At 71.2% G+C, this 22269-nt stretch carries 20 protein-coding genes; 5 read left to right on the forward strand and 15 right to left on the reverse strand.

The window, feature by feature from the left end; translation table 11 throughout:
* Nucleotides 1-96: 96 nt before the first annotated feature.
* From glgX to glgB, 3 genes are read left to right on the forward strand one after another with little or no spacing between them, the layout of a single operon-like run.
* Complete coding sequence (gene glgX / locus AC5RVZ_RS16225) at nt 97-2181, forward strand: glycogen debranching protein GlgX (RefSeq protein ID WP_494066795.1); 2085 nt, start codon at nt 97-99, stop codon at nt 2179-2181.
* A gap of 51 nt (nt 2182-2232) precedes the next feature.
* Nucleotides 2233-4317 carry a maltotransferase domain-containing protein gene (locus tag AC5RVZ_RS16230; protein WP_494066796.1) on the forward strand — a complete coding sequence of 695 codons (2085 nt, stop codon included), beginning with the start codon at nt 2233-2235 and terminating at the stop codon, nt 4315-4317.
* Nucleotides 4314-6491, forward strand: coding sequence for a 1,4-alpha-glucan branching protein GlgB (gene glgB / locus AC5RVZ_RS16235; protein WP_494066797.1), 2178 nt, complete (start codon nt 4314-4316; stop codon nt 6489-6491). The genes AC5RVZ_RS16230 and glgB overlap by 4 nt, the downstream gene beginning before the upstream one ends.
* Before the next feature lie 44 nt (nt 6492-6535).
* Here the strand turns inward: glgB and AC5RVZ_RS16240 are convergent, their stop codons facing one another.
* Entirely contained in the window at nt 6536-7483 is a 948-nt protein-coding gene (locus AC5RVZ_RS16240; RefSeq protein WP_494066798.1) for a tetratricopeptide repeat protein, read from the reverse strand.
* Complete coding sequence (locus AC5RVZ_RS16245) at nt 7480-9327, reverse strand: DUF8094 domain-containing protein (protein WP_494066799.1); 1848 nt, start codon at nt 9325-9327, stop codon at nt 7480-7482. Before AC5RVZ_RS16245 ends, AC5RVZ_RS16240 begins: the two co-directional genes overlap by 4 nt.
* A 174-nt stretch (nt 9328-9501) precedes the next feature.
* Between AC5RVZ_RS16245 and AC5RVZ_RS16250 the strand changes: the two genes are divergently transcribed.
* Nucleotides 9502-10572 carry an AI-2E family transporter gene (locus AC5RVZ_RS16250; RefSeq protein ID WP_494066800.1) on the forward strand — a complete coding sequence of 357 codons (1071 nt, stop codon included), beginning with the start codon at nt 9502-9504 and terminating at the stop codon, nt 10570-10572.
* Nucleotides 10573-10584: 12 nt separating this feature from the next.
* Here the strand turns inward: AC5RVZ_RS16250 and AC5RVZ_RS16255 are convergent, their stop codons facing one another.
* The 9 genes from AC5RVZ_RS16255 to rpsB form a co-directional block, all read right to left on the reverse strand.
* Nucleotides 10585-11313 carry an alpha/beta hydrolase gene (locus tag AC5RVZ_RS16255; RefSeq protein ID WP_494066801.1) on the reverse strand — a complete coding sequence of 243 codons (729 nt, stop codon included), beginning with the start codon at nt 11311-11313 and terminating at the stop codon, nt 10585-10587.
* A gap of 2 nt (nt 11314-11315) precedes the next feature.
* Complete coding sequence (locus AC5RVZ_RS16260; RefSeq protein ID WP_494066802.1) at nt 11316-11600, reverse strand: Rv1322 family protein; 285 nt, start codon at nt 11598-11600, stop codon at nt 11316-11318.
* A gap of 3 nt (nt 11601-11603) precedes the next feature.
* Nucleotides 11604-12344, reverse strand: coding sequence for an aggregation-promoting factor C-terminal-like domain-containing protein (locus tag AC5RVZ_RS16265; RefSeq protein ID WP_494066803.1), 741 nt, complete (start codon nt 12342-12344; stop codon nt 11604-11606).
* 60 nt (nt 12345-12404) lie between these two features.
* The gene (locus AC5RVZ_RS16270; protein WP_494066804.1) at nt 12405-12968 is read right to left on the reverse strand and encodes a DivIVA domain-containing protein; all 564 of its coding nucleotides are present in this window, start codon (nt 12966-12968) and stop codon (nt 12405-12407) included.
* Complete coding sequence (locus tag AC5RVZ_RS16275; protein ID WP_494066805.1) at nt 12965-14008, reverse strand: phosphatidate cytidylyltransferase; 1044 nt, start codon at nt 14006-14008, stop codon at nt 12965-12967. Before AC5RVZ_RS16275 ends, AC5RVZ_RS16270 begins: the two co-directional genes overlap by 4 nt.
* A 9-nt stretch (nt 14009-14017) precedes the next feature.
* Nucleotides 14018-14572 carry a ribosome recycling factor gene (gene frr, locus AC5RVZ_RS16280; RefSeq protein WP_494066806.1) on the reverse strand — a complete coding sequence of 185 codons (555 nt, stop codon included), beginning with the start codon at nt 14570-14572 and terminating at the stop codon, nt 14018-14020.
* Between the two features lie 50 nt (nt 14573-14622).
* Nucleotides 14623-15342: a UMP kinase gene (pyrH, locus tag AC5RVZ_RS16285; protein ID WP_494066807.1), complete on the reverse strand. Its 720-nt coding sequence runs from the start codon at nt 15340-15342 to the stop codon at nt 14623-14625.
* A gap of 85 nt (nt 15343-15427) precedes the next feature.
* Nucleotides 15428-16255 carry a translation elongation factor Ts gene (tsf, locus tag AC5RVZ_RS16290; protein ID WP_494066808.1) on the reverse strand — a complete coding sequence of 276 codons (828 nt, stop codon included), beginning with the start codon at nt 16253-16255 and terminating at the stop codon, nt 15428-15430.
* Between the two features lie 101 nt (nt 16256-16356).
* A complete protein-coding gene (gene rpsB, locus AC5RVZ_RS16295) occupies nt 16357-17238 on the reverse strand; it encodes a 30S ribosomal protein S2 (RefSeq protein ID WP_494066809.1) in 882 nt (293 codons plus the stop codon).
* 301 nt (nt 17239-17539) lie between these two features.
* Between rpsB and AC5RVZ_RS16300 the strand changes: the two genes are divergently transcribed.
* On the forward strand, nt 17540-18100 hold the full coding sequence (locus tag AC5RVZ_RS16300; RefSeq protein WP_494066810.1) for a murein hydrolase activator EnvC family protein: 561 nt from the start codon (nt 17540-17542) through the stop codon (nt 18098-18100).
* A 54-nt stretch (nt 18101-18154) separates the two neighbouring features.
* Here the strand turns inward: AC5RVZ_RS16300 and AC5RVZ_RS16305 are convergent, their stop codons facing one another.
* The 4 genes from AC5RVZ_RS16305 to AC5RVZ_RS16320 all read right to left on the reverse strand — a co-directional run bounded on the left by AC5RVZ_RS16305 (nt 18155) and on the right by AC5RVZ_RS16320 (nt 22240).
* On the reverse strand, nt 18155-19060 hold the full coding sequence (locus tag AC5RVZ_RS16305) for a tyrosine recombinase XerC (RefSeq protein WP_494066811.1): 906 nt from the start codon (nt 19058-19060) through the stop codon (nt 18155-18157).
* An 83-nt stretch (nt 19061-19143) separates the two neighbouring features.
* Nucleotides 19144-20352, reverse strand: a complete 1209-nt coding sequence (gene dprA / locus AC5RVZ_RS16310) for a DNA-processing protein DprA (protein ID WP_494066812.1) — start codon at nt 20350-20352, stop codon at nt 19144-19146.
* On the reverse strand, nt 20349-21875 hold the full coding sequence (locus tag AC5RVZ_RS16315; protein WP_494066813.1) for a YifB family Mg chelatase-like AAA ATPase: 1527 nt from the start codon (nt 21873-21875) through the stop codon (nt 20349-20351). The genes dprA and AC5RVZ_RS16315 overlap by 4 nt, the downstream gene beginning before the upstream one ends.
* On the reverse strand, nt 21872-22240 hold the full coding sequence (locus AC5RVZ_RS16320; protein ID WP_494066814.1) for a YraN family protein: 369 nt from the start codon (nt 22238-22240) through the stop codon (nt 21872-21874). Before AC5RVZ_RS16320 ends, AC5RVZ_RS16315 begins: the two co-directional genes overlap by 4 nt.
* Nucleotides 22241-22269 lie beyond the last annotated feature (29 nt).

Consider the following 22269-nt stretch of genomic DNA (forward strand, 5'->3'; position numbering starts at 1 on the left):
CGTCTCGCGCCGTCGTCGCCCGTGCGCCCCGGTCTCGCCGCGCACGGGACCGGGTGCCGTCACGCGGCCTCAGGGTCCATGGTTATCGTAGTCGGCATGGTCAGCCCTCAGCCCGTCACCGCGCACCCGTCCGGGGGCCTGGTCAGTCCCGAGCTGGACGACCTGGGAGTCGTGCTCGGACCGGACGGCGCGACGGTGCGGGTGTGGTCCTCGCACGCCGACTCGGTGGAGCTGGTGGTCTTCGACGACACGGACCTCGACTGGATCACCGAGACGATCCCGCTCGCTCCGGTCGGCGGCGGCGTCTGGTCGGCGACCACCTCGTCGCTGCACCCGGGAACCCCGTACGCCATCCGCGTCGACGGACCCCACGGCCACGGCAACACCTTCAACGGCCGCACCCTCCTCCTCGAGCCGTACACGCGCGGGCTCCGGCGCAGCGGCCACGACGGCTGGCGTTCGGTCGTCGTCGACGGCGGCTTCGACTGGGGCGGCGTCGGCAAGCCCGCGATTCCGCTCGAGGAGACCGTGCTCTACGAGGGACATGTGAAGGGCCTGTCGAAGCGGCATCCCGACGTGCCCGGGGCCCTGCGCGGCACGTACGCGGGCCTGGCCCACCCCGCCATGGTCCAGCACTTCCTCGATCTCGGCGTGACCAGCGTCGAGCTGCTGCCTGTGCACGCCTTCACGACCGAACCGCGTCTGCTTCAGCATCGCCTCACCAACTACTGGGGCTACAACCCGCTGAACTACTTCACGCCGCACGCCGCGTACGCCACCGAACAGGCCCGCCGGGAGGGGCCGGAGGCCGTGCTTCGCGAGTTCAAGGGCATGGTGCGGCTGCTGCACGAGGCCGGCCTCGAGGTCATCCTCGACGTCGTGTACAACCACACCGCCGAGGAAGGCATCGGCGGCCCGCGGTCGAGTCTGCGCGGCATCGACAACCGCGCGTACTACCGCCAGCACGACGACGGTGCGTACATCGACGTCACAGGCTGCGGGAACTCCCTCGACACCTCGACCGACGCGGCCGCGCGGCTCGTGCTCGACTCGCTGCGGTACTGGGCCCGCGAGGTGCAGGTCGACGGGTTCCGGTTCGACCTCGCGGTGACGCTCGGACGCGACGCGGACCACGTCTTCACACCCGATCACCCGCTGCTGCGGGCGATCATCGACGATCCCGCGCTCGCCGGCGTCAAGATGATCGCAGAGCCGTGGGACGTCGGCATGGGCGGCTGGCAGACCGGACGGTTCGGACCGGGCTGGATGGAGTGGAACGACCGGTACCGGGACGGCGTCCGCAGCTTCTGGCTCAGCGACATCGACCACGCTCGCCGCACCGGAGCGTCACCCGAAGGCGTCGGCAGACTCGCCACGCGGCTGGCGGGGTCGTCGAACACCTTCGACGACGCCCGAGGCCCGCTCGCGGGGGTCAACTTCGTCACGGCGCACGACGGGTTCACCTTGAGCGACCTCGTCAGCTACGACGTCAAGCACAATCTGGCCAACGGCGAGGACGACCGCGACGGCACCGACGCCAACCGCTCCTTCAACCACGGCGCGGAAGGCCCGACCGACGACGACGGCGTCCTCTCCGCGCGCCGCAAGGCGATGAGGAACCTCCTCGGCACGCTGCTGCTGTCTGCCGGGGTGCCGATGCTGACCGCCGGAGACGAGTTCGGACGCTCTCAGCGCGGCAACAACAACGCGTACTGCCACGACTCGCCCCTCACGTGGCTCCCATGGGACCACGCGCCGTGGCAGCGCGACCTGCACCGGCACGTCCAGCGTCTGATCCGGCTGCGTCGGGACAATCCCGCGCTGCGGCCGAAGCGCTTCGCACGCCTCGGCGAGCACACCCCGTCGGCATCCCTCATGGAGTGGTACGACGAGCACGGCCGCACCATGTCGATCGACCGGTGGACGGATGCCTCTCACCGCACACTGCAGTACGTGGCCACATCCACCCCCGAGGACGGCGATGCCAACCGCGTGCTCCTGATCGTCCACGGCACGGAGGACGAGATCGAGGTGACCCTTCCCGACGTGCCGGGGGTGACCCGCTACGTCCTCCTGTGGTCGAGCGCCGACGAGGAGCCGCACGAGCGCGGCCCGGAGTCGGCGCCGGGTGACACGGTGACCGTCAGCGGCACCTCCATGCTCCTATACCACGCCGAGTGACCGCCCGCCCACCGCTGTTCGGGCCGGTTCCGTGCGCGGTAGGTTCGGATCGTGGTCACGTCGACGCGCGCCTCGCGCTCTCTCCCGTGGCGGAGCGCCACGGCCATCCCTGTCCGCGACGCCCGGCCCTGGCAGGCTGAGCGCAACACGACGACGCGCCGGATCCCGCTGGCCAAGCCGGCTCCGACGGTGCCGTGGGGCGATTTCCGTCCCAAGGCCTTCGTCGGCGAGGTGGTGCCGTTCCGGATCACGGCGTTCCGCGAGGGTCATGATCTGATCGGCGTGCAGCTGCGCCTCACCTCGCCCACCGGGGACGTCTCGCTGCACCGGCTGCGCTCGCTGGCGGACGGCTTCGACCGATGGGAGACGTCGGTGACGCTTCTCGAGCAGGGGCTGTGGCACTTCCGCTTCGAAGCCTTCGCCGACGATTTCGCGACATGGGAGCACGCCGCCGGGCTGAAGATCGCCGCAGGCGTCGACACCGCGCTCATGCGCGAGACCGGCGCGCGCCTGTTCGACCGTGCGGCGGCGGAGCGTTCGCGTCCGGCGGCGCAGCGGCGAGCGCTGAAGGCGGCGGCCGAGCGGCTGCGCGACCCGGGGACCGACGACGCGGCGGCGCTGGAGATCGTGCACGACGAGAGCATCTCGTCGTACTTCCACGAGCGCCCTCTGACGGCGCTCATGACGCTCGGAGACGAGCATGATCTGCTGGTGGAGCGCGAACGCGCCGGCGTCGGGGCCTGGTACGAGTTCTTCCCCCGCTCCGAGGGGGCACGGCGCCTGAAGGACGGCACCATCAAGTCGGGGACCTTCCGCACCGCCGCCAAGCGCCTCCCGGCCGTCGCCGGCATGGGATTCCAGGTGCTGTACCTGCCGCCCATCCACCCGATCGGGACGCTGAACCGGAAGGGTCGCAACAACACCCTCGACCCGCGGCCGGAGGACCCGGGCTCGCCCTGGGCGATCGGGTCCGCGGCAGGAGGGCACGACGCGGTGCATCCCGATCTCGGGACCCTCGCCGACTTCCGCGCGTTCGTCCGGGCGGCGCGCGCCGAGGGGATCGAGGTGGCGCTGGACCTCGCGCTGCAGGCGGCGCCCGACCACCCGTGGGTGAAGGAGCACCCCGAGTGGTTCACGACGCTCCCGGACGGGTCGATCGCCTACGCCGAGAATCCGCCCAAGAAGTACCAGGACATCTACCCCATCAACTTCGACAACGATCCGGACGGGATCCGGGCCGAGGTGCTGCGCATCGTGCGCCACTGGATCGCGCAGGGTGTGAAGGTGTTCCGCGTCGACAATCCGCACACCAAGCCTCTGCAGTTCTGGGAGTGGCTGATCTCGACCGTCAACGCCGAGAACCCGGACGTGGTCTTCCTCGCCGAGGCGTTCACGCGGCCCGCACCGCTGCAGAGCCTGGCCGCGGCCGGCTTCCAGCAGAGCTACACGTACTTCACGTGGCGGAACACCAAGACCGAGCTCGAGGAGTTCCTGGACGGACTGGCGCACGAGACTGCCGACTTCCTCCGGCCGAACCTCTTCGTCAACACCCCCGACATCCTCACCGAGTACCTGCAGTTCGGTGGGCGGCCCGCCTACCGCATCCGCGCGGCGATCGCCGCCACCGCCGCACCCACCTACGGGGTGTACGCCGGGTACGAGCTGTACGAGAACGTCGCGCGCCCGGGCTCCGAAGAGAACATCGACAACGAGAAGTACGAGTACAAGCTGCGCGACTGGGAGGGTGCGGTCGACCGCGGTGACTCGCTGGCGCCGTTCCTCACCCGCCTCAACGAGATCCGCCGCGAGCACCCGGCGCTGCGGCAGCTGCGGAACCTGTCGATCCACTGGAGCGACGACGACGCGATCCTCGTCTACGCCAAGCACCTCGACGCCGCTCTGGCGCCGGACGGCCGCAGTGACACGGTCATCGTCGTGGTGAACACCGATCCGCACTCGGTGCGCGAGACGATGGTGCATCTGGACACAAGCGTGTGGGGCGTGCCGCCTGGCGACACGTATGAGGTCGAGGACCTCCTCACCGGGGCGCGCTGGCACTGGGCCGACCACAACTACGTGCGGCTGGACGCGTTCACCGAACCGGTCCACATCCTGCATGTGAAGGAGCCACGATGACGCTTCCCGACCAGTTGATCGACGCCGTGGCCGCCGGCTCCCACCACGACCCGCACGCGGTGCTCGGCATCCATCCCGGAACCGACGCCGAGGGGGCTCGCACCTGGACCGTCCGCGCGCGGCGGCCGCTCGCCCGCAGCGTCACCGCCGTGTTCGACGACGGCACGCGCGTGCCGCTGGAGCACGTGCGCGGCGGGATCTGGGAAGGCACGCGAGGCGGTGCGCTGCGCCCCTACGAGCTCGTGGCCACCTATGACGACGGGCCCGACTTCGTCGCCGCCGACCCGTATCGCCACACCCCGACCGTGGGCGAGCTCGACCTGCATCTCATCGGCGAGGGACGGCACGAGGAGCTCTGGCGCGTGCTGGGCTCCCACGTGCGCACACACGACGGCGTCACCGGCACGAGCTTCGCGGTGTGGGCCCCCAACGCGCGCGCCGTGCGCGTGGTCGGCGATTTCAACGGCTGGGACGGCAGCGGCCATGCGATGCGGTCGATGGGCGGCACCGGCGTCTGGGAGCTGTTCGTCCCCGGCATCGCCGCAGGAGCGACATACAAGTACGAGCTCCTCACGCGGCGTGGCGGGTGGGTGCAGAAGGCCGATCCGATGGCCAGGCTCGCCGAGAAGCCGCCGGCCACCGCGAGCGTCGTCGTGGAATCCTCCTACCGATGGGGCGACGACGCCTGGCTCGCCGAGCGCAGGCAGACCGCCCTGGTATCGCGCCCCATGTCCGTGTACGAGCTGCACTTCGGGTCCTGGCGTCAGGGCCTGTCGTACCGCGAGGCGGCCGATCCGCTGATCGAGTACGTGACGGCCCAGGGCTTCACCCACGTGGAGTTCCTGCCGCTGGCGGAGCATCCGTTCGGCGGATCCTGGGGGTACCAGGTCACCGGCTACTACGCGCCCACCAGCCGCTTCGGGCATCCGGACGACCTGCGGTACCTCATCGACCGGCTGCACCAGGCCGGGATCGGCGTGATCATGGACTGGGTTCCCGGTCACTTCCCGAAGGATGCCTTCGCCCTGGCGCGCTTCGACGGCGAGCCGGTGTACGAGCACCCCGATCCTCGCCGTGGAGAGCACCGCGACTGGGGCACGTACATCTTCGACTACGGGCGCAACGAGGTGCGCAACTTCCTCGTCGCCAACGCCCTGTACTGGTTCGAGGAGTTCCATGTCGACGGGCTCCGCGTGGACGCCGTGGCATCGATGCTCTACCTCGACTACTCGCGCAACGCGGGCGAGTGGGAGCCGAACGTGCACGGGGGACGCGAGAACCTCGAGGCCATCCGCTTTCTCCAGGAGGTCAACGCGACCGCCTACCGTCGCTATCCCGGCGTCGCCATGATCGCGGAGGAGTCCACCAGCTTCCCCGGTGTGACGGCACCGACCAACCACGCCGGGCTCGGCTTCGGGTTCAAGTGGAACATGGGCTGGATGAACGACTCCCTGCAGTACTTCAAGCGCGACCCGATGTACCGCTCGCATCACGAGGGCGAGATCTCGTTCTCGTTCGTCTACGCGTTCAGCGAGAACTACATGCTCCCCATCAGCCATGACGAGGTGGTCCACGGCAAGGGGACGCTGTTCACGCGGATGCCGGGCGACCACTGGCAGAAGCTCGCGAACATGCGCTCGTTCCTGGCCTACATGTGGGGCCACCCGGGCAAGCAGCTGCTGTTCATGGGTCAGGAGTTCGGGCAGCTCTCGGAGTGGTCCGACGCGCGGTCACTGGACTGGTGGCTGCTCGAACAGCCGTCCCATGCGCAGCTGCACGGGTTCGTGGCCACGCTGAACCGCGTCTACCGGAGCGAGCCGGCGCTGTGGGCGCGCGACAGCGAGGCCGCCGCGTTCATGCGGCTGGGCGCGCCGACGTGGAATCCCAACGTGCTGGCGTTCGCGCGCCGCGACGGACACGGCAACACCGTCGCGGTGATCGCGAACTTCTCCGGCGTTCCCATCATGGGATTCGAGCTCGACCTGCCCGAGGAGGGCGTCTGGCACGAGATCCTCAACACCGACGCCCAGGAGTACGGCGGGTCCGGCGTGGGCAACCTCGGCATGGTCAGCGCCCGTGCGGGCGGGCGGGCATCCATGGTGCTGCCGCCGCTGGGCGTGCTGTGGCTGCGTCACCACCCGCAGGCCCACATCCCCTCCCCCACGCGGGGCTGAGCGGGACGGGCGGGCCGGGACGGCCCGCCCGTCCCATGCGTGCGTCAGAACAGCAGCGAGGCCAGGCGTGCCCGGGCGGCCGCCACGCGGGGGTCCGCGTCGCCGACCAGGGCGAACAGTTCCAGGAGCCGCTCCCGGACCGCCGGACGCCGGTCGGCCGGCAGCTCGGCGAACAGATCGAGCAGGCGTCCGAACGCGTCCTCGACGTGCCCGCCGCTGATGTCCAGATCCGCGACGGCCAGCTGCGCGTCGACGTCGGTCGGATTCCCGGCCGCCTCCTGCCGCACCGCCTGCGGGTCGAGCTGCTGCACCCGGTGCAGCAGACGCACCTGACCGAGGCCCGCCCGCGCGTCCGCATCGCGCGGGTTCTCGGCGAGGGCCTTCTCGTAGGCGGTGATCGCCCGCGCGAAGTCGCCCTCCTCGATCGCCTGGTAGGCCTCGGCGTGCAGCGGCGGGAGCGGCGCCTCGGCCGGTTCGGCCGGCGCCGCCTGACCGTCCGCCGCCGCGGTGCCCGACACGCCGTTCTGAGCGGCGAGCTGCAGGAGCTGGGCGAACACCTCGCGCACCTGCTGCTCGGGTACCGCGCCGGTGAACAGCGGAACCGGCTGCCCGGCCACGAGGGCCACGACCATCGGGATCGACTGCGCCCGGAAGGCCTGGGAGAGCTGCGGGTTGGCGTCGACATCCACCTTCGCCAGCACCAGGCGCCCGCCGAGCTCGAGCACGACCCGCTCCAGCACGGGGCTCAGCTGCTTGCAGGGACCGCACCACTCCGCCCACAGGTCCACGACCACCGGAACCGTGCGGGACAGTTCGAGCACCTGGGCGAACGTCTCATCGGTGACGTCCATCACGAGAGATGCCACCGGCACGCCGCCGGGGGCGTCGCCGGCTCCCGCGGCCGGGGCGGCGGGCGCTGCGGCGGGCCGATTGCGCAGTGCTGAGAGGTCGACGGCGCCGCGCACGGCGGCACCGAGTGCAGGATCGCTCACGAGATCACCTTCGCGTCGAGGATGTCGGAGGAGTAGCCCAGCAGCTGGATCTTCTCGCCTGAGCCGGTGCCGGGCACGTAGAAGAACACCTGGTCGCTGAACGTCGTGGAGAAGCCGCTGGCGGACTGGTCGGCGCCGGCGAGGGTCTTGACAGTCGTGTTGTTCTCGAGCTTGATCACGGCGTCCTCGTTCGTGGGCTTGACCGTGTCGGACTCGTGGATGTTCACCGCCACGATCGCGCCGCTCTCGAGCGTCGCCAGCGCGAAGGGCGGCTGGGAGCCGGGAGCCGACTGGAATTCGAGGCTTCCGGTCGAGGACGCCGTCTTGTTGAACTCGTCCAGGCGCCGCTGCCGGTCGGCGACGATGCTGGCGCGCAGCTGGTCGTTCTCGACGTCGAAGAGGTCGTAGTACTGACTCTCCTCGCCCTTGTTGATGATGTCCGAGTACGCCGCGGCGATGTCCTGCGGCGGCAGCACCAGGAACGGCGAGTCCGGCTCGACCTGGGTGGCGCCGATGTACGACGGGGCGAGGGCCGGCAGCGTGGTGGATGCCTCGAGGCTCGCGATGTACGAGAGCTTGTAGTCGGCCCACGCGTCCTGCTGCGTCATCACCATGATGCTGGAGGTCTTGGACTGCTCGTCGTCGGCGACGGCGATGACCGAGCGCGGCCAGCCGTCATACGCCTGCGGGAGGATGATCTCCAGCGGCTTGGCCAGGATCGGGGCGGGAACCTTGTAGTCCGGGATCGCGGCACGAAGCTTGTAGTTGGTCTCACGCAGTGCCAGCGCCGCGCCCTCCAGGCGTGTGCTCGCCAGCTCGCTGTCCAGCGCCGCGTCGGCCTCGGAGACGGTCGAGGAGATGCGGGAGAGGATCCGCTCGGCCTGCGCCTTGGTCACGGCGGGAGCCTGCTGCCCCTCCGGCGCGATGACGGTCGCGGTGGGCGTCGGGGTGGGCGTCGGCGCCAGCTGCGGCCACGAGTCCGACGAGCATCCGGTGAACAGCAGCGCCGAGACCGCCACCGCGGGGACCACGGCGAACGCACGACGACCGCCGGAGAGGGCGCGGCGTCCCGGGGACGTGCTGATCACGCCCTTGCCGGCGTCGTCGATCGGCACGCTGATCGGCTCGGTCACCGGCAGCGGCACGCCCTTGCGCCGCGGACCGCGCGAGCGACGGGCGTGACGGATCCCGAGGATGTAGAGGAACACGCCGATGGCGAGCACCACACCGCCGGCGACGATGAGGGGCCCGGCCCACGGCGTCGTGGTCTCGAGCGGCCACGACACCGAGACGCGGCTGGGCGCGGGGGCGGTGCCGTCGGTGGCGACGAGCACGCTCATGTCCTCGGGAAGCTGCAGCGGGGCGATCAGGATGTCGCTCTGCTGGAACTCGTCGAGCCACAGGTCCGACCCCACGGGGCTGCGCCCGGCCGTCGCGGCATCCGTCGCTTCGCCCTCCGCGGGGGCGGACGCCTCCGGATCCTCGGCGGGCGCGTCGGCGCCGGGCACCCCCGCGGCCGGCTCGGGCTCGACGAGCTCCGTCACGACGGCGCCCTCGTCTCCGGCGGTGGCGTGGACGTACTCGGCGTCCGAGAGCCACGCCTGCATGTCGGTCGTGCGCCCGTAGGACGCGAAGATCTCACCATCGCCCTGGGCCCGCAGGGTCTGCGTGCCGGGCAGCGTGTTGAGCACGGCACCGTCGATCAGCAGGTACGGAGCAGGCTCATCGACCGAGATGGTCGCGGTCTCGGTCTTGGGTCCTTGGAAGACCGTCCGCTGGGCGATGCCCGCGCCGATCATCACGGCGGCGAGCACGAACGCCGCGACGGCCCATACGAAACGCACGAATCACACCTCTCCCGGGCGCGCACAAGCGGCGCATCCCTTCGATTTCGACATTTCAGACTAGCGAACCCGACCTGAAAGCGCCCAGAGAGGGACCATTGCCCGGGCTGGGCGCCGCTGGTGCGTATCCTGACGTGACAGGTATCGGCGGTTGCCGAGGAGGGGGTCCGTCCGGTGAAGATCCACAACCCGTTCCGCGTCGCGCTCGTCGGGACGCTCGGCGTCGGACTCGGGCTGCTGCTCATCGGAAGCGTCCAGACGCTGTCGACGATCCTCCTCTACGTCGGGACGGCGCTGTTCCTCTCGCTCGGCCTGGACCCGGTCGTGGGCTGGCTCGAGCGCCGGCGGCTCCCGCGATGGGCCGCCGTGCTGGTGACGATCCTCGCCGTCCTGGCGGCGTTCGCGGGCATCATCCTGATGGTGGTCCCGATCATCGTGCAGCAGATCGGTCAGCTGATCGGCGCGATCCAGGACCTCGTCGAAGACGGCTCGTGGGACCCGGTGAGCGAGCTGCGCGGATGGCTGAGCGACACCTTCCCGCTCCTGGACGTCAACGCGGTGTTCGAGTACGTGCAGCAGTGGTGGGACAACCTCGACTTCGGCCAGCTGGGCAGCGAGATCGGCGGCAGCATCATCGTGGTGGGCGGCACGATCCTGTCAGGACTGGCCGGCGCGTTCATCGTGCTGATCCTCACGATCTACTTCACCGCGTCCACCCCGAGCCTCAAGAGGGCGGTGTACCAGCTGGTGCCGGCATCGAAGCGGGCGCGCTTCATCGACCTCGGCGAGCAGATCACCGACTCCGTGGGCTACTACGTCATCGGGCAGGTGAGCCTCGGCGTCATCAACGGCGTGCTGAGCGCGATCTTCCTGTCGATCATCGAGGCGCCCTTCCCCGCGGTCCTCGCGGTGGTCGCCTTCTTCTTCTCGCTCATCCCTCTCGTCGGCACGCTCACCGGCTCGACGATCATCGTGCTGACCTGCCTGGTCCCCGGGCTGGGGTCGCCGGGGACGGCGCTCATCGCCGCGATCTACTACCTCATCTACATGCAGATCGAGGCGTACGTCGTCTCGCCGCGCATCATGGGCCGCGCGGTGTCGGTGCCCGGTGCGGTGGTCGTGATCGCGGCGCTCGCCGGCGGGTCGCTCCTGGGCCTGCTGGGCGCGCTGGTCGCGATCCCGGTGGCCGCGAGCATCCTGATCATCTATCGCCAGGTGGTCATCCCGCGCATGAACGAAAGGTGATCGCGCGGCTCGTCACTCCTGCCCGACGACCGGACCCTCCCACTCGACGGGCAGCGGGAGGGCGTCGGGGTTGACCGCCGCCACGATCTCGGTGAGCACGCGCCGGGTCTGGTTCTCCCCCACCCACAGGTGCTTGCCGCCCTCGACGGGGATCAGCACGGCGTGCGGAACGCTCGCGAAGCGCTGCGCCGCGGCATCGGGCCGGAGATAGTCGTCGAACTCGGGGACGAGCACGACCAGCGGGCGCGGATCACCCGCCCACGCGGCGACCTCCTCGTCGGTCGCGCGGTGCAGCGGCGGCGACAGCAGCACGGCTCCTTCGATGTCGTGATCGCGACCGTACTTCAGCGCGAGCTCGGTGCCGAACGACCAGCCCACCAGCCATGGCCGGGGAAGGCCCCGCTCGCGGACGAAGCCCATGGCGGCGGCGACGTCGAATGCCTCCGCCCTGCCGCCGTCGAACGTCCCCTCGCTCGTGCCTCGTTGTGACGTCGTCCCCCGCGTGTTGAAGCGCAGCACCGCGAGATCGGCGAGGGCGGGCAGCCGACCCGCGGCCTTGCGCAGGATGTGGGAGTCCATGAAGCCGCCGGCGGTGGGAAGCGGGTGCAGGGTCACGAGGGTCGCGACCGGGGGCCGGTCCTGCGGCGTCGCGAGCTCCCCGACGAGCGTCAGCCCGTCGAGCGTCTCCAGCTCGATGTCCTCGCGCCGCGCCGGCAGCAGGATGGGTCCGCGGATCTCCAATGTCAGCTCACCTTCCAGCAGTGCTGATGCCAGTGCCGGCGGGCGGCGAGATCAGCCGCGTCGCCGAGGACGCCGTCGGCGCGCCACGTGACCACATGTGCCACGCCGGCATCGATCGGCCCGCCGCATCCGGGGCACGTGTACGTCTTCTGGGCCTGCGTCGCCGAGACGGGCTGCACCGTCCAGGCCACGCCGCGTCGCACCTCCGTGCGCTTCCATCCGGCGAGCAGGCGCTCGAACGAGTCGTCGCCGCCGGGCTCCGGCCTGCGGCGGTTGGACCGCGGCATGGCTCAGTACCAGCCGGTGCGCTGCGAGTGGTCCCACGCGCCGCACGGCGAGCCGTAGCGCCCGCCGATGTACCCCAGGCCCCACGTGATCTGCGTCGCGGGATTGGTCTCCCAGTCCGCGCCGGCGGAGGCCATCTTGTTCCCCGGCAGGGACTGCGGGATCCCGTACGCGCCGCTGGAGGCGTTGTAGGCGTTCACACGCCAGCCCGACTCCTTGTTCCACAGTGCGACCAGGCAGGCGAACTCGCCGTCGCCCCAACCGCGGGCGAGCACCATGTCGTAGGCGATGGCCTGGGCGGTGCCGGGGTCGGGCGTGACGAAGGGCGGCCGCCAGCCGCCTCCGCCCGATGATGACGAACTCGCCTTCTTGGGCGTCGGCGTGGGGGTCGGCTTGGGCTTGACGTAGACGGAGTAGCCGCCGCGCTCCAGCGCCGCCGGCTCCGCCGCCGCGGCGTCGGCGTCGCCCTGACGCGTCTGGATGTCGCCCAGGGCGCTGGCGTAGAGCGTGATGGGCGCCTCCTCCTCGGCGCTGGCCTCGGCCAGAGCCAGGCCCGTCGGGCCGATGTAGGCCGCGACGAAGCCGACCGCGGCGAAGGCGGCGAAGAAGCCCAGGACGCCGCGCCTGCGGGCCCAGCGGGTCGGCGGGGCGGGGCGCCGCCGGACGCCGGAACGAGCATCCGGGAGGGTCGACAGGTCGTGGCGACGCGTGCGCCGGCTCGGGGTCAGCTCGTTTCCGGAAGTCACAGTGCCCCTGATTCTAGCCACGGCCGCACGCGCGTGCCATGCGCCGGACGGGACCGGCCCTCAGGCGACGGCGAGCATGACCTCCACGACCGCATCCAGCACCGCATCCACCTGCGCCTCGCGGTATCCGCCGCGCTGCATGCGAAACGCGACCGCACGCACCTGCTCGACGCTCAGGGCCTCGCCGGTCTCCAGGTAGCGCGCGATCTTGTCGGCGACGAGGTCGACCTCGTCGATGCGATACCCGTAGCGCAGCGACGAGACCCGGTCGAAGCGCTGTCGGCGCGGCCGGGACAGCCGGTCGAGCACCTCCTGGGCGATCTCGCGCGCGTGGCCCACCCAGGCGTCGGCACCGGCGCGGGCCACCGCCTGCGAGCGCTCCCGAGCGGCGAAGGCGTCCTCGACCCTGCCCAGCGCCGCGTCCACGGGCGCGATGGCGTACCCGTGCCGGACGAGGGGGAACGCGACGCGGCGCACGTCGGCGGCCGTGAGCGAGTCCTCGCCCGCTTCGAAGGCCACCCGCGCGCGGTCGAGGAACTCGTCCACGGCGCGCTTGTCGTAGCCCTTCTCGCGTCCCCGCGCCTCCGGGAAGGACGCCCGGACGAGACTCTCGGATGTCGTCATGATGCCACCAAGGGGGTGAAGAGGTAGTAGAGCGTCAGGGCGACCACGGCCGAGGGCAGCACCGAGTCCAGCCGGTCGAGCACCCCGCCGTGACCGGGGAGCCAGGAGCTCATGTCCTTGATGCCCAGATCCCGCTTGATCATCGACTCGCCCAGATCACCGACCGTCGCCGTACCCAGGATGAGCAGACCCAGCACGACGCCCATCCACCAGTCGAGCCCCAGCATGTACAGGCCGACCAGCACGCCGGCGGCGACCGCGGCGACGGTCGCACCGGCGAAGCCCTCCCACGTCTTGTTGGGGCTGATGCGAGGCGCCATCTGGTGCCGGCCGATGGTGATGCCGGCCACGTACGCGCCGGTGTCGACGGCGACCGTGATGATGATGAAGCCCAGCACCCACCACTCGCCGCGGTCCTGGCTCAGCAGCACGAGGCAGACGGCGGCCAGCAGCGACACGTACAGCTGGATGAACGCGCCGACGAGGACGTCGCCCAGCACGGTGCCGTAGGTGCGGCCGTCGTGCGCGGCCATCTGGGCGACGAGACGCCACACCACGACGAGGGCGAGCGCGACGAACAGCACGACCCACAGGAGGGCGGCGTCCAGGAAGTATGCCGACACCACCACGCCGGCCCCGGCGATCAGCTGCGGTGCCAGGTCGACACGGCGGCCGCTGGCCGACAGTGCGCGTGAGAACTCGAAGATCGCGGTCAGCGCCGCGGCGAGACCGAACAGCACGAAGGCCCATTTGACGAACAGGAGCGAGCCGAGCACGACCGCCCCGATCGCGAGCCCGATCAGGATCGCGACGATGAGGTCACGTCCGGTCCGGGCCTTGATCCGCTCGTTGGCCTCCTCGAATTCGGCTTTCGCGTGCGCGACCTGGCTCTCGAACTCGGTGCGCGCGGCGCGCAGATGCGTCTGGAACGCCACCGCGGGGTCACCGGGCTCGGCCGAGCGCCGCGCATCGGCGCGTCGCAGCGGCGGCACCTGCTGAGGATCGGTGCCGCCGGGCGGTCCCCCGGGTGCGTCGGTCATGAGCGGACCTCAGACCTCGAGGAGTTCGGCCTCTTTGCGCTTGAGCGCCTCGTCGATCGCGTCGACGTGCGCGCGGGTCAGCGCGTCGAGCTCCTTCTCCGCACGGGCCAGCTCGTCCTCGCCCACCTCGCTCTTGAGCGCGTCGAGATCGTCCTTGGACTTCCGGCGGATGCCTCGGACGTGCACCTTGGCGTCCTCGCCCTTCGATCGCACGAGCTTGACGAACTCCTTGCGGCGCTCGGCGGTCAGTTCGGGAAGGGTCACGCGCACGATGTTGCCGTCGTTGGTGGGGTTCGCCCCGAGGTTGGGCTGGTCGCGGATCGCCTGCTCGATGGCGCGCAGCGCCGACTTGTCGTACGGAGTGACCACGAGGGTGCGCGCCTCGGGGTTGTTCAGCGACGCCAGCTGGGCCAGCGGCGTCGGCGTGCCGTAGTAGTCCACGAGGATCTTCTGGAACAGCTGCGGGTTGGCCCGGCCCGTGCGCACGGTGGCGAAGTCCTCCTTCGCAGCCTCGACGGCGCGGTCCATACGCGCTCCGGCATCAGCCAAGACGTCCGCGATCACAGTGTCTCCTTCGCGTTGATGGGCTCGTCAAGTGTATCGGCGGGCGCGCGTCAGACCGTGACGAGCGTGCCGATGGAGTCGCCCAGCAGCGCCTTGGTCACGTTGCCGGCAGGTTCCATGCCGAACACGCGCATGTCCATCTTGTTGTCCATGCACAGGCTGAACGCGGTGGAGTCGACCACCTTCAGCCCTCGCTGCAGCGCATCGAGGTAGGTGATGCGGTCGATGCGGGTCGCCGAGGCATCCTTCTTCGGGTCGGCGGTGTAGACGCCGTCGACGCCGTTCTTGGCCACGAGGACCTCACGGGCGCCGATCTCGAGCGCTCGCTGCGCGGCGACGGTGTCCGTGGAGAAATACGGCAGCCCCGCTCCGGCGCCGAAGATGACCACGCGGCCCTTCTCCATGTGACGCTCGGCGCGGCGGGGGATGTAGGGTTCGGCCACCTGCGTCATCGAGATCGCCGACTGGACGCGCGTGGCGGCGCCCGCCTGCTCGAGGAAGTCCTGCAGCGCGAGGGCGTTCATGACCGTCCCGAGCATGCCCATGTAGTCGGCACGGCCGCGATCCATGCCGCGCTGGCTGAGCTCGGCGCCGCGGAAGAAGTTGCCGCCGCCGACCACGACGGCGATCTCGACCTGGTCCACGGCCGCGGCGATCTCGCGTGCCATCTGGCTCACGACGTCGGGGTTCACGCCGAGCTGCCCGCCTCCGAACGCCTCACCCGACAGCTTCAGCAGGACGCGACGGCGTCCGGTGCTCTCATTGATCACGACGATCCTCTCGTTGACGACAAACTACCGAAAAGGGCATGAGAAAAGGCCCGCACCGACTGGCGATGCGGGCCTTCTCATGACGTTACGCGCCGACCTTGAAGCGGGCGAACCCGGTGAGGGCGAGCCCGGCGTCCTTGGCGACCTGCGCGACCGACAGCTTGTTGTCGCGCGCGTAGTCCTGGTCCAGGAGCGCGACCTGCTTGAAGAACGCGTTGACACGGCCCTCGACGATCTTCGGCAGCGCCGCTTCCGGCTTGCCCTCGTTGCGGGAGATCTCGGTGACGATCTCGCGCTCCTTCTCGACCTCGGCCTCGGGGACCTCGTCGCGCGAGAGGTACGTCGGGTTGGCGAACGAGATGTGCTGCGCGAGGCTGCGCGCCGTCTCGGCGTCCTCACCCGTGTACGCCAGCACCACGCCGACCTGCGGGGGCAGGTCCTTGCTGGTCTTATGGAGGTAGATCTCGAACTTGTCGCCCACGAGCGTGCGGACGCGACGAAGCTCGACCTTCTCGCCGATGATGGCGGCCTCGTCCGAGATGAGCTCGGCGACGCTCTGGTCGCCCGCGGGGGCGGCCAGGGCGGCCTCGGCCGAGTCGGCGCCGGCGGCCGCTGCGGCATCGAGCACCTTGTCGGCCAGCGCGATGAAGCGCTCGTTCTTGGCGACGAAGTCGGTCTCGGTGTTCAGCTCGATGATGGTGACCTTGCCATCGAACTCCTTGGCGGCGACCAGGCCCTCGCTGGTGGAGCGGTCGGCACGCTTGGCGTTGCCCTTCGCGCCCTTCAGACGCAGGATCTCGACAGCCTTCTCGAGGTCGCCGTCGGCCTCCTCGAGCGCCTTCTTGGTGTCGACCATGCCGGTACCGAGCTGCTCGCGCAGCGTCTTGATGTCGGCGATCGTGAAGTTTGCCATGGGTGGCGGCTCCTTGGTTGGTTGCAGTTCTCGTGGATGCCTCGGCGGGACCGCGGAGCCCTGAGGCTCTGCGATCCCGCCGAGGCGGAGTTCTCGGAGGCTTACTCGGCCGGGGCGGCCTCGGCCTCAGCCGGAGCGGCCTCGGCGGTCTCGGCGGCGGCGACGTCGTCGTCCGACTCGGTGGCAGCGGTCTCGACCGCGGCGACGTCGGTCTCGACCGGCGCGCCCTGCTCGAGCAGCTCGCGCTCCCAGTCCGCCAGCGGCTCGGCGTCAGCCGACTCGTCGGTGGGCTGGTGGCGCTGGATGAGCCCCTCCGCAGCGGCGTCGGCGATGATGCGGGTGAGCAGGCTCACCGAGCGGATCGCGTCGTCGTTGCCGGGGATCGGGTACTGGAACTCGTCCGGGTCGGCGTTGGTGTCGAGGATGCCGATCACCGGGATCCCGAGCTTGGACGCCTCGTCGACGGCGAGGTGCTCGCGCTTGGCGTCGACGACCCAGATGGCCGAAGGCGTCTTCTGCAGATTGCGGATACCGCCGAGCGACTTGTGCAGCTTGTCCAGCTCGCGCTTCTTCAGCAGCAGCTCCTTCTTGGTGAAGCCGCTGGCAGCCGGGTCGTCGAAGTTGAGCTCCTCGAGCTCCTTCATGCGCGCGAGGCGCTTGGACACCGTGGAGAAGTTGGTCAGGAGGCCGCCCAGCCAACGCTGGTTCACGTAGGGCTGGCCCACGCGCGTCGCCTGCTCGGCGATGACTTCCTGCGCCTGCTTCTTGGTGCCGACGAAGAGGATCGTGCCGCCGTGCGCGACGGTCTCCTTGACGAACTCGTACGCCTTGTCGATGTACGACAGCGACTGCTGCAGGTCGATGATGTGAATGCCGCTGCGCTCCGTGAGGATGAAGCGCTTGACCTTCGGGTTCCACCGGCGGGTCTGGTGCCCGAAGTGCACGCCGCTGTCGAGCAGCTGGCGAATCGTGACGACGGCCATAGCCGTTCTCCTGTTCTGGCGCGTGTGCGCCGCTTGCGGTTGTTCTCGCCGGCGGTCGGCCGGCGGGCCTGGTGTCCGGCACACGCCCGCCCATCAGGAGATGGGACCGTTGGGACGTGATGCCACGCGGCGGTGTCGAGGACGCTCGCCGCGCTCTGGGCACGCGGAGTCACCCCGACATGCGGAGTGCGGATCCAGTGTACAGGAACGGCCTCCTCCCCCGCGTGCCGCGGCGAGCGCTTGTCCACCGAGGCGCACGACCCGCCGCACAGGGCCGCGACCGGCGACGATGCTCGATCGCATGCGCAAGACCGAACCCGTGCGCCGTCGACACCGCCGGATGGCACCGGTTCTCGCGCTGTGCCTCCTGGCGACGGCGGCCCCGGTGCCCGCCTCGGCCTCCGACGCCCGCAACCCGGCGGCGAGCGTGACGCACCGGGTCGCCACGCCGGCGCCGGAGCGATGGCTCTGGCCGCTCGAGGCGTTCCGCATCGAGCGGCCCTTCGCCGCTCCTGCCCATCCGTACGGTCCGGGGCACCGCGGTATCGACCTCTCCCCCGCGGGCGAGGGTCAGGTCCGGGCCCCGGCAGCGGGCACTGTCGCCTTCTCGGGACAGGTCGCCGGGCGAGGCATCCTCACGATCGACCATGGGAACGGCCTCGTGACGACCTTGGAGCCGGTCACCTCGGATCTTCCCGCCGGGGCGGCGGTGAGCAGGGGCGCAGCGGTGGCAGCACTGGCGACGGGCGGGCACGCCGTCGCGGGGGCGCTGCACTTCGGGGTGCGGCTGCACGGCGAGTACATCAATCCGATGCTGCTCGTCGGCGACGTGCCGCGCGCCGTGCTGCTGCCGTGCTGCTGACCGGGCGCTTCACCGACGGACGAGTTCGTCACGCGCGGGTTCGTCGTCGGCGGCTCACGCGCGGGGGTGGGCGATCCGGTACGCCGCGGCCAGACGCTCGCTGGAGACGTGGGTGTAGATCTGGGTGGTGCCCAGGCTCGCGTGACCGAGCATCTCCTGGACGGCTCGCAGGTCCGCGCCGCCGTCGAGCAGGTGGGTGGCGGCGGAGTGGCGCAGCGCATGCGGCCCGACAGCCCCGCCGAGGTCGGGCCCCAGCTCGCGCGAGACGACGGTGTACACCGCGCGTGGGGCGATGCGCCCGCCGCGCGCACCGAGGAACAGGGCGTGCTCGGGATTGGGATCGGCGCGACGGGCCAGCAGGGCGGGCCGCCCCCGAACGAGGTAGGCGTCCAGTGCCCGTTGCGCGGGGAGCCCGAAGGGGACGACGCGCTCCTTGGCCCCCTTCCCCAGCACCCGAGCGGTTCGGCGATCCCGATCGACGTCGTCGACGTCCAGACCGCACAGCTCCGACACCCGCACGGCGGCGCCGTACAGCAGTTCGAGGACCGCGTGGTCCCGCAGGGCCAGCGGGTCGCCCTCGGAAGCGGCGTCGGCGAGCCGGGCGAGCACGTTCGACAGGAGGTCGGCGGTGGCCACCTTCGGCAGGGTGCGCCCCCGCTTGGGGGCGACGAGCCGGAGGCTGGGATCCTGCCCGATGAGCCCCATCTCGGCGGCCCACGAGAAGAATCCGCGCGCGGCGGCCGTGCGCCGCGCGATCGTGGATCGCGCCTCACCGCGCCGCACCGCGTGCCACAGCCAGTCCCGCAGGTGCTCGAGGTCGACCTCGGCGATGTCGATGTCGCCGCAGGATGCCGCGAGGCCCGTCAGATCCGCCCGGTACGCGCGGACCGTGGCCGGCGACAGGCGGCGCACGTCCGCGAGATGCCGGACGTAGTCCTCGGCGGCGCGATCGATCCTCACCCAGCAAGCTTGCGCCGCGGCACGTGGGTTCGCGGTGCGACGCTCCGTGAGGACGACGTCCGCCGACGCGGCGCCGATTGCCGTCACCCTCCCACGCGCCCGGTCGACCCGGCCAGGCGCCATCCCTCCGGCGAGCGCACCACCGCGCCCTCCAGATGCAGCAGGCCGAGGATCGCTTCGGCGTCGGCGGTCGCCAAGCCCGCCCGGCGGGCGACATCCTCCGCGTGACGCCACGCACGCGTGCTGAGGGCGTCACGCACGCGCGTGCTGTCGTCCGTGCGCGCCCCGGCGCCGCCACCGGAGTCGCCGACGGCGCCGACGTCCGCGAGTCCGAGCAGCTCGCGCACGTCGGGGGCGCTGGTGATGCACGTCGCCCCGTACTCCCGCAGGAGGCGATGCGTGCCCGCCGATGCCGCCGAGGTGACCGGTCCCGGCACGGCGCCCAGGCCCCGCGCGAGAGCGGCGGCGTGGCCGGCCGTGTTCAGCGAGCCGCTGCGCCATCCGGCCTCCACCACCACGGTGGCATCCGAGACGGCTGCGATCACACGATTGCGCTGCAGGAAGCGCCACTTCGTCGGCGCCGACCCGCACGGCACCTCGCTGACCACGGCACCGCTCGCGGCGATGTCGTCCAGGAGGCGCGTGTGTCCCGCAGGGTAGGCGCGGTCCGCACCGCCTGCCAGCAGCGCGACGGTGGCGCCGCCCACAGCGAGCGCGGCGCGGTGGGCGGCGCCGTCGATGCCGTAGGCGCCGCCGGAGACCACCGGGATCCCGCCGCCGGCGAGGTCGGCGGCGAGTTCCATCGCGACGTGGTCGCCGTAGCTCGTGGCCGCGCGTGCCCCCACCAGCGCGACCGACGGCCGCAGCCGACGCAGCAGGGCGGCGTCGCCGCGGACCCACAGGCACAGCGGACGATGCACGTCCAGGTCTGCCAGCTGCTGCGGCCACTCGGGATCCCCCGGAGTGACGAGGCGGATCCCGCGTGCGCCGGCGGTGCGCAGCCCGTCGGTCACGGCGGCGGCGGTCAGCCGCGGCCGCCAGCGTCTGCGCCCTGCGACGAAGGCCTCGTGCGCGATCCCGGGCGGAACGACGTCACGCAGCAGCATGTCGAGGGCCCGCGCCGCCCCGTGCATGGACACCAGCGCGCCGGCGGCGGCATCGCCGGGCTCCGTGAGGGAGCACCACACCACGGTCGCGTATCGATCGAGGGCGGCGTCGTCCTCGGCGGGCGGCTCCTCCATCAGGGACAGCGAGGCGCGCGCGGTGGCGGGGCTGAGGTCCAGTCGGGTCACAGGGCCAGCCCCTTCTTCAGGTACAGCGCGCGGCCGATGTGGTCGGCGGTCAAGTGCGGCCGACCGTCCAGGTCCGCCAGGGACCAGGCGACGCGGAGGACGCGGTCGTAGCCGCGCAGCGTCAGCGCCCCGCGATGCAGGGCCGCGTCCAGGGGCCGGCGGACCGCGGGCGCCGGCGCGCGCGGTCCCTCCCGCAGCCACGTGCCCGGCACATCGGCGTTGACGCGCCACGACGTGCCGGCCAGACGCTGCGCCGCACGGGCGCGGGCCTCCGCCACTCGCTCCCGCGCCGAGTCGGTCGACACGGCCGACTCCGGCGCCCCCCGCTGGGCGACCGACACGCGGGAGAGCGTCATCTCGATGTCCATGCGATCCAGCAGCGGGCCGGAGAGCCGCCCGAGGTAGCGCCTGATCGCCGCGGGAGGACAGGTGCACGTTCCGCCGCGGATGCCGTAGTCGCCGCAGGGACAGGGGTTGGTCGCAAGGACAAGTTGGAACTTCGCCGGATACTGCGCGCTCGTGCCCGAGCGGTGGATCGTGATGGCGCCGGTCTCGAGAGGCTGGCGGAGCGCATCGAGGGCGCTGGCCTGGAACTCCCCCGCTTCGTCCAGGAAGAGGACCCCTTCGGTCGCGCGCGCGACCGCTCCGGGTCGCAGCACCCGCGAGCCGCCGCCGACGAGCGCGGCGACGCTGGCGCTGTGGTGCGGGGCCTCGAACGGCGGCGTGCGGGAGAGTTCCACCACGCGCGCGCCCGTGAGACTGCGGATGGAGGCGCTCAGAAGCGCCGCCCGGTCGTCCAGCTCGGGGAGGATCCCTGGCAGGCGCCGCGCGAGCATCGTCTTCCCCGCGCCCGGCGGCCCGCACATCAGCAGGTGGTGTCCGCCGGCGGCGGCCACGATGAGCGCTTCGACGGCGTCCGGCTGGCCGATCACTTCGGCGAGGTCCAGTCGCTCCATCGCGGTGGCCTCATCGTCGGCGAGCCCGATCGGCTCGTCGTCGGGCACTTCGACGTCCGCACCGTGCCAGGCCAGGACCTGCGCCAGATTGGCGGCAGGAAGCACCTCGACGTCCTCCACCAGCGCGGCCTCCGGACCGTTCGCGTGCGGGACGACCACGCGCCGGTGCCCGGCACGCCGAGCGGCCACCACCGCGGGCAGCACGCCCGGAACCGGTCGCAGACGGCCGTCGAGCCCGAGCTCGCCCACGTGCACCGTCGACGCCACGGAGGCGGCGTCCATCCTCCTCTCGGTGCCCAGCGCCGCGACAGCGATGGCGACGTCGAACCCCGAGCCCTGCTTGGGCAGGCTCGCCGGTGAGAGATTCACCGTCAGCCGGCGGCGTGGGAGCGGCACGTCGCTGTTGGCGCACGCGTTGTGCACCCGCTGCACGGACTCTGCGAGAGCCTTGTCGGGCAGGCCGATGATGCGGAACTCCGGGGTCTGGTTGGACAGATCCGCCTCGACCTCGACGCACTGACCCTCGGCGCCGACCAGTGCGACACCCCACGTGCGCGCGATGGTCACGGCACTTCCACGTCGACGAGGTGCTCGAGCACGGCCGTGTCGGGGTCCTCGCCGGTCAGCCCGATCGCGTCGATCCGCAGCCGGCGGCCCCGCACGCTGTCGCGGTGCTCGGTGACCCATGCGGCGGCCAGACGCCACAGCCGTGCGCGCTTGCGCGCGTCGATCGCCTCGAACGGGTGACCGAAGGCCTCGCCGCGCCGGGTCTTGACCTCGACGATGACGACCGCGCCCTCGTCGGCGACGACCAGATCGATCTCCCCCGAGCGGCACCTCCAGTTGCGCGCGAGCACATCGAAGCCGTGCTGCTGGAAGTACCGCGCTGCGCGCTCCTCGCCGGCCCGCCCCACCACGTCCTTGTCCGCCATGCCAGCATCGTGTCGCGGCGGAGTGGCGC

The organism is Arthrobacter sp. Cza30 (assembly GCF_059090765.1).

Bases quoted from the DNA above. Each gene is read 5' to 3' on its own strand.
- glgX (WP_494066795.1), top strand. From the start codon at position 97: ATGGTCAGCCCTCAGCCCGTCACCGCGCACCCGTCCGGGGGCCTGGTC.
- glgB (WP_494066797.1), top strand. From the start codon at position 4,314: ATGACGCTTCCCGACCAGTTGATCGACGCCGTGGCCGCCGGCTCCCAC.
- AC5RVZ_RS16260 (WP_494066802.1), bottom strand. From the start codon at position 11,600: ATGCCGCGGTCCAACCGCCGCAGGCCGGAGCCCGGCGGCGACGACTCG.
- AC5RVZ_RS16270 (WP_494066804.1), bottom strand. From the start codon at position 12,968: ATGACGACATCCGAGAGTCTCGTCCGGGCGTCCTTCCCGGAGGCGCGG.
- AC5RVZ_RS16275 (WP_494066805.1), bottom strand. From the start codon at position 14,008: ATGACCGACGCACCCGGGGGACCGCCCGGCGGCACCGATCCTCAGCAG.
- tsf (WP_494066808.1), bottom strand. From the start codon at position 16,255: ATGGCAAACTTCACGATCGCCGACATCAAGACGCTGCGCGAGCAGCTC.
- rpsB (WP_494066809.1), bottom strand. From the start codon at position 17,238: ATGGCCGTCGTCACGATTCGCCAGCTGCTCGACAGCGGCGTGCACTTC.
- AC5RVZ_RS16300 (WP_494066810.1), top strand. From the start codon at position 17,540: ATGCGCAAGACCGAACCCGTGCGCCGTCGACACCGCCGGATGGCACCG.
- AC5RVZ_RS16320 (WP_494066814.1), bottom strand. From the start codon at position 22,240: ATGGCGGACAAGGACGTGGTGGGGCGGGCCGGCGAGGAGCGCGCAGCG.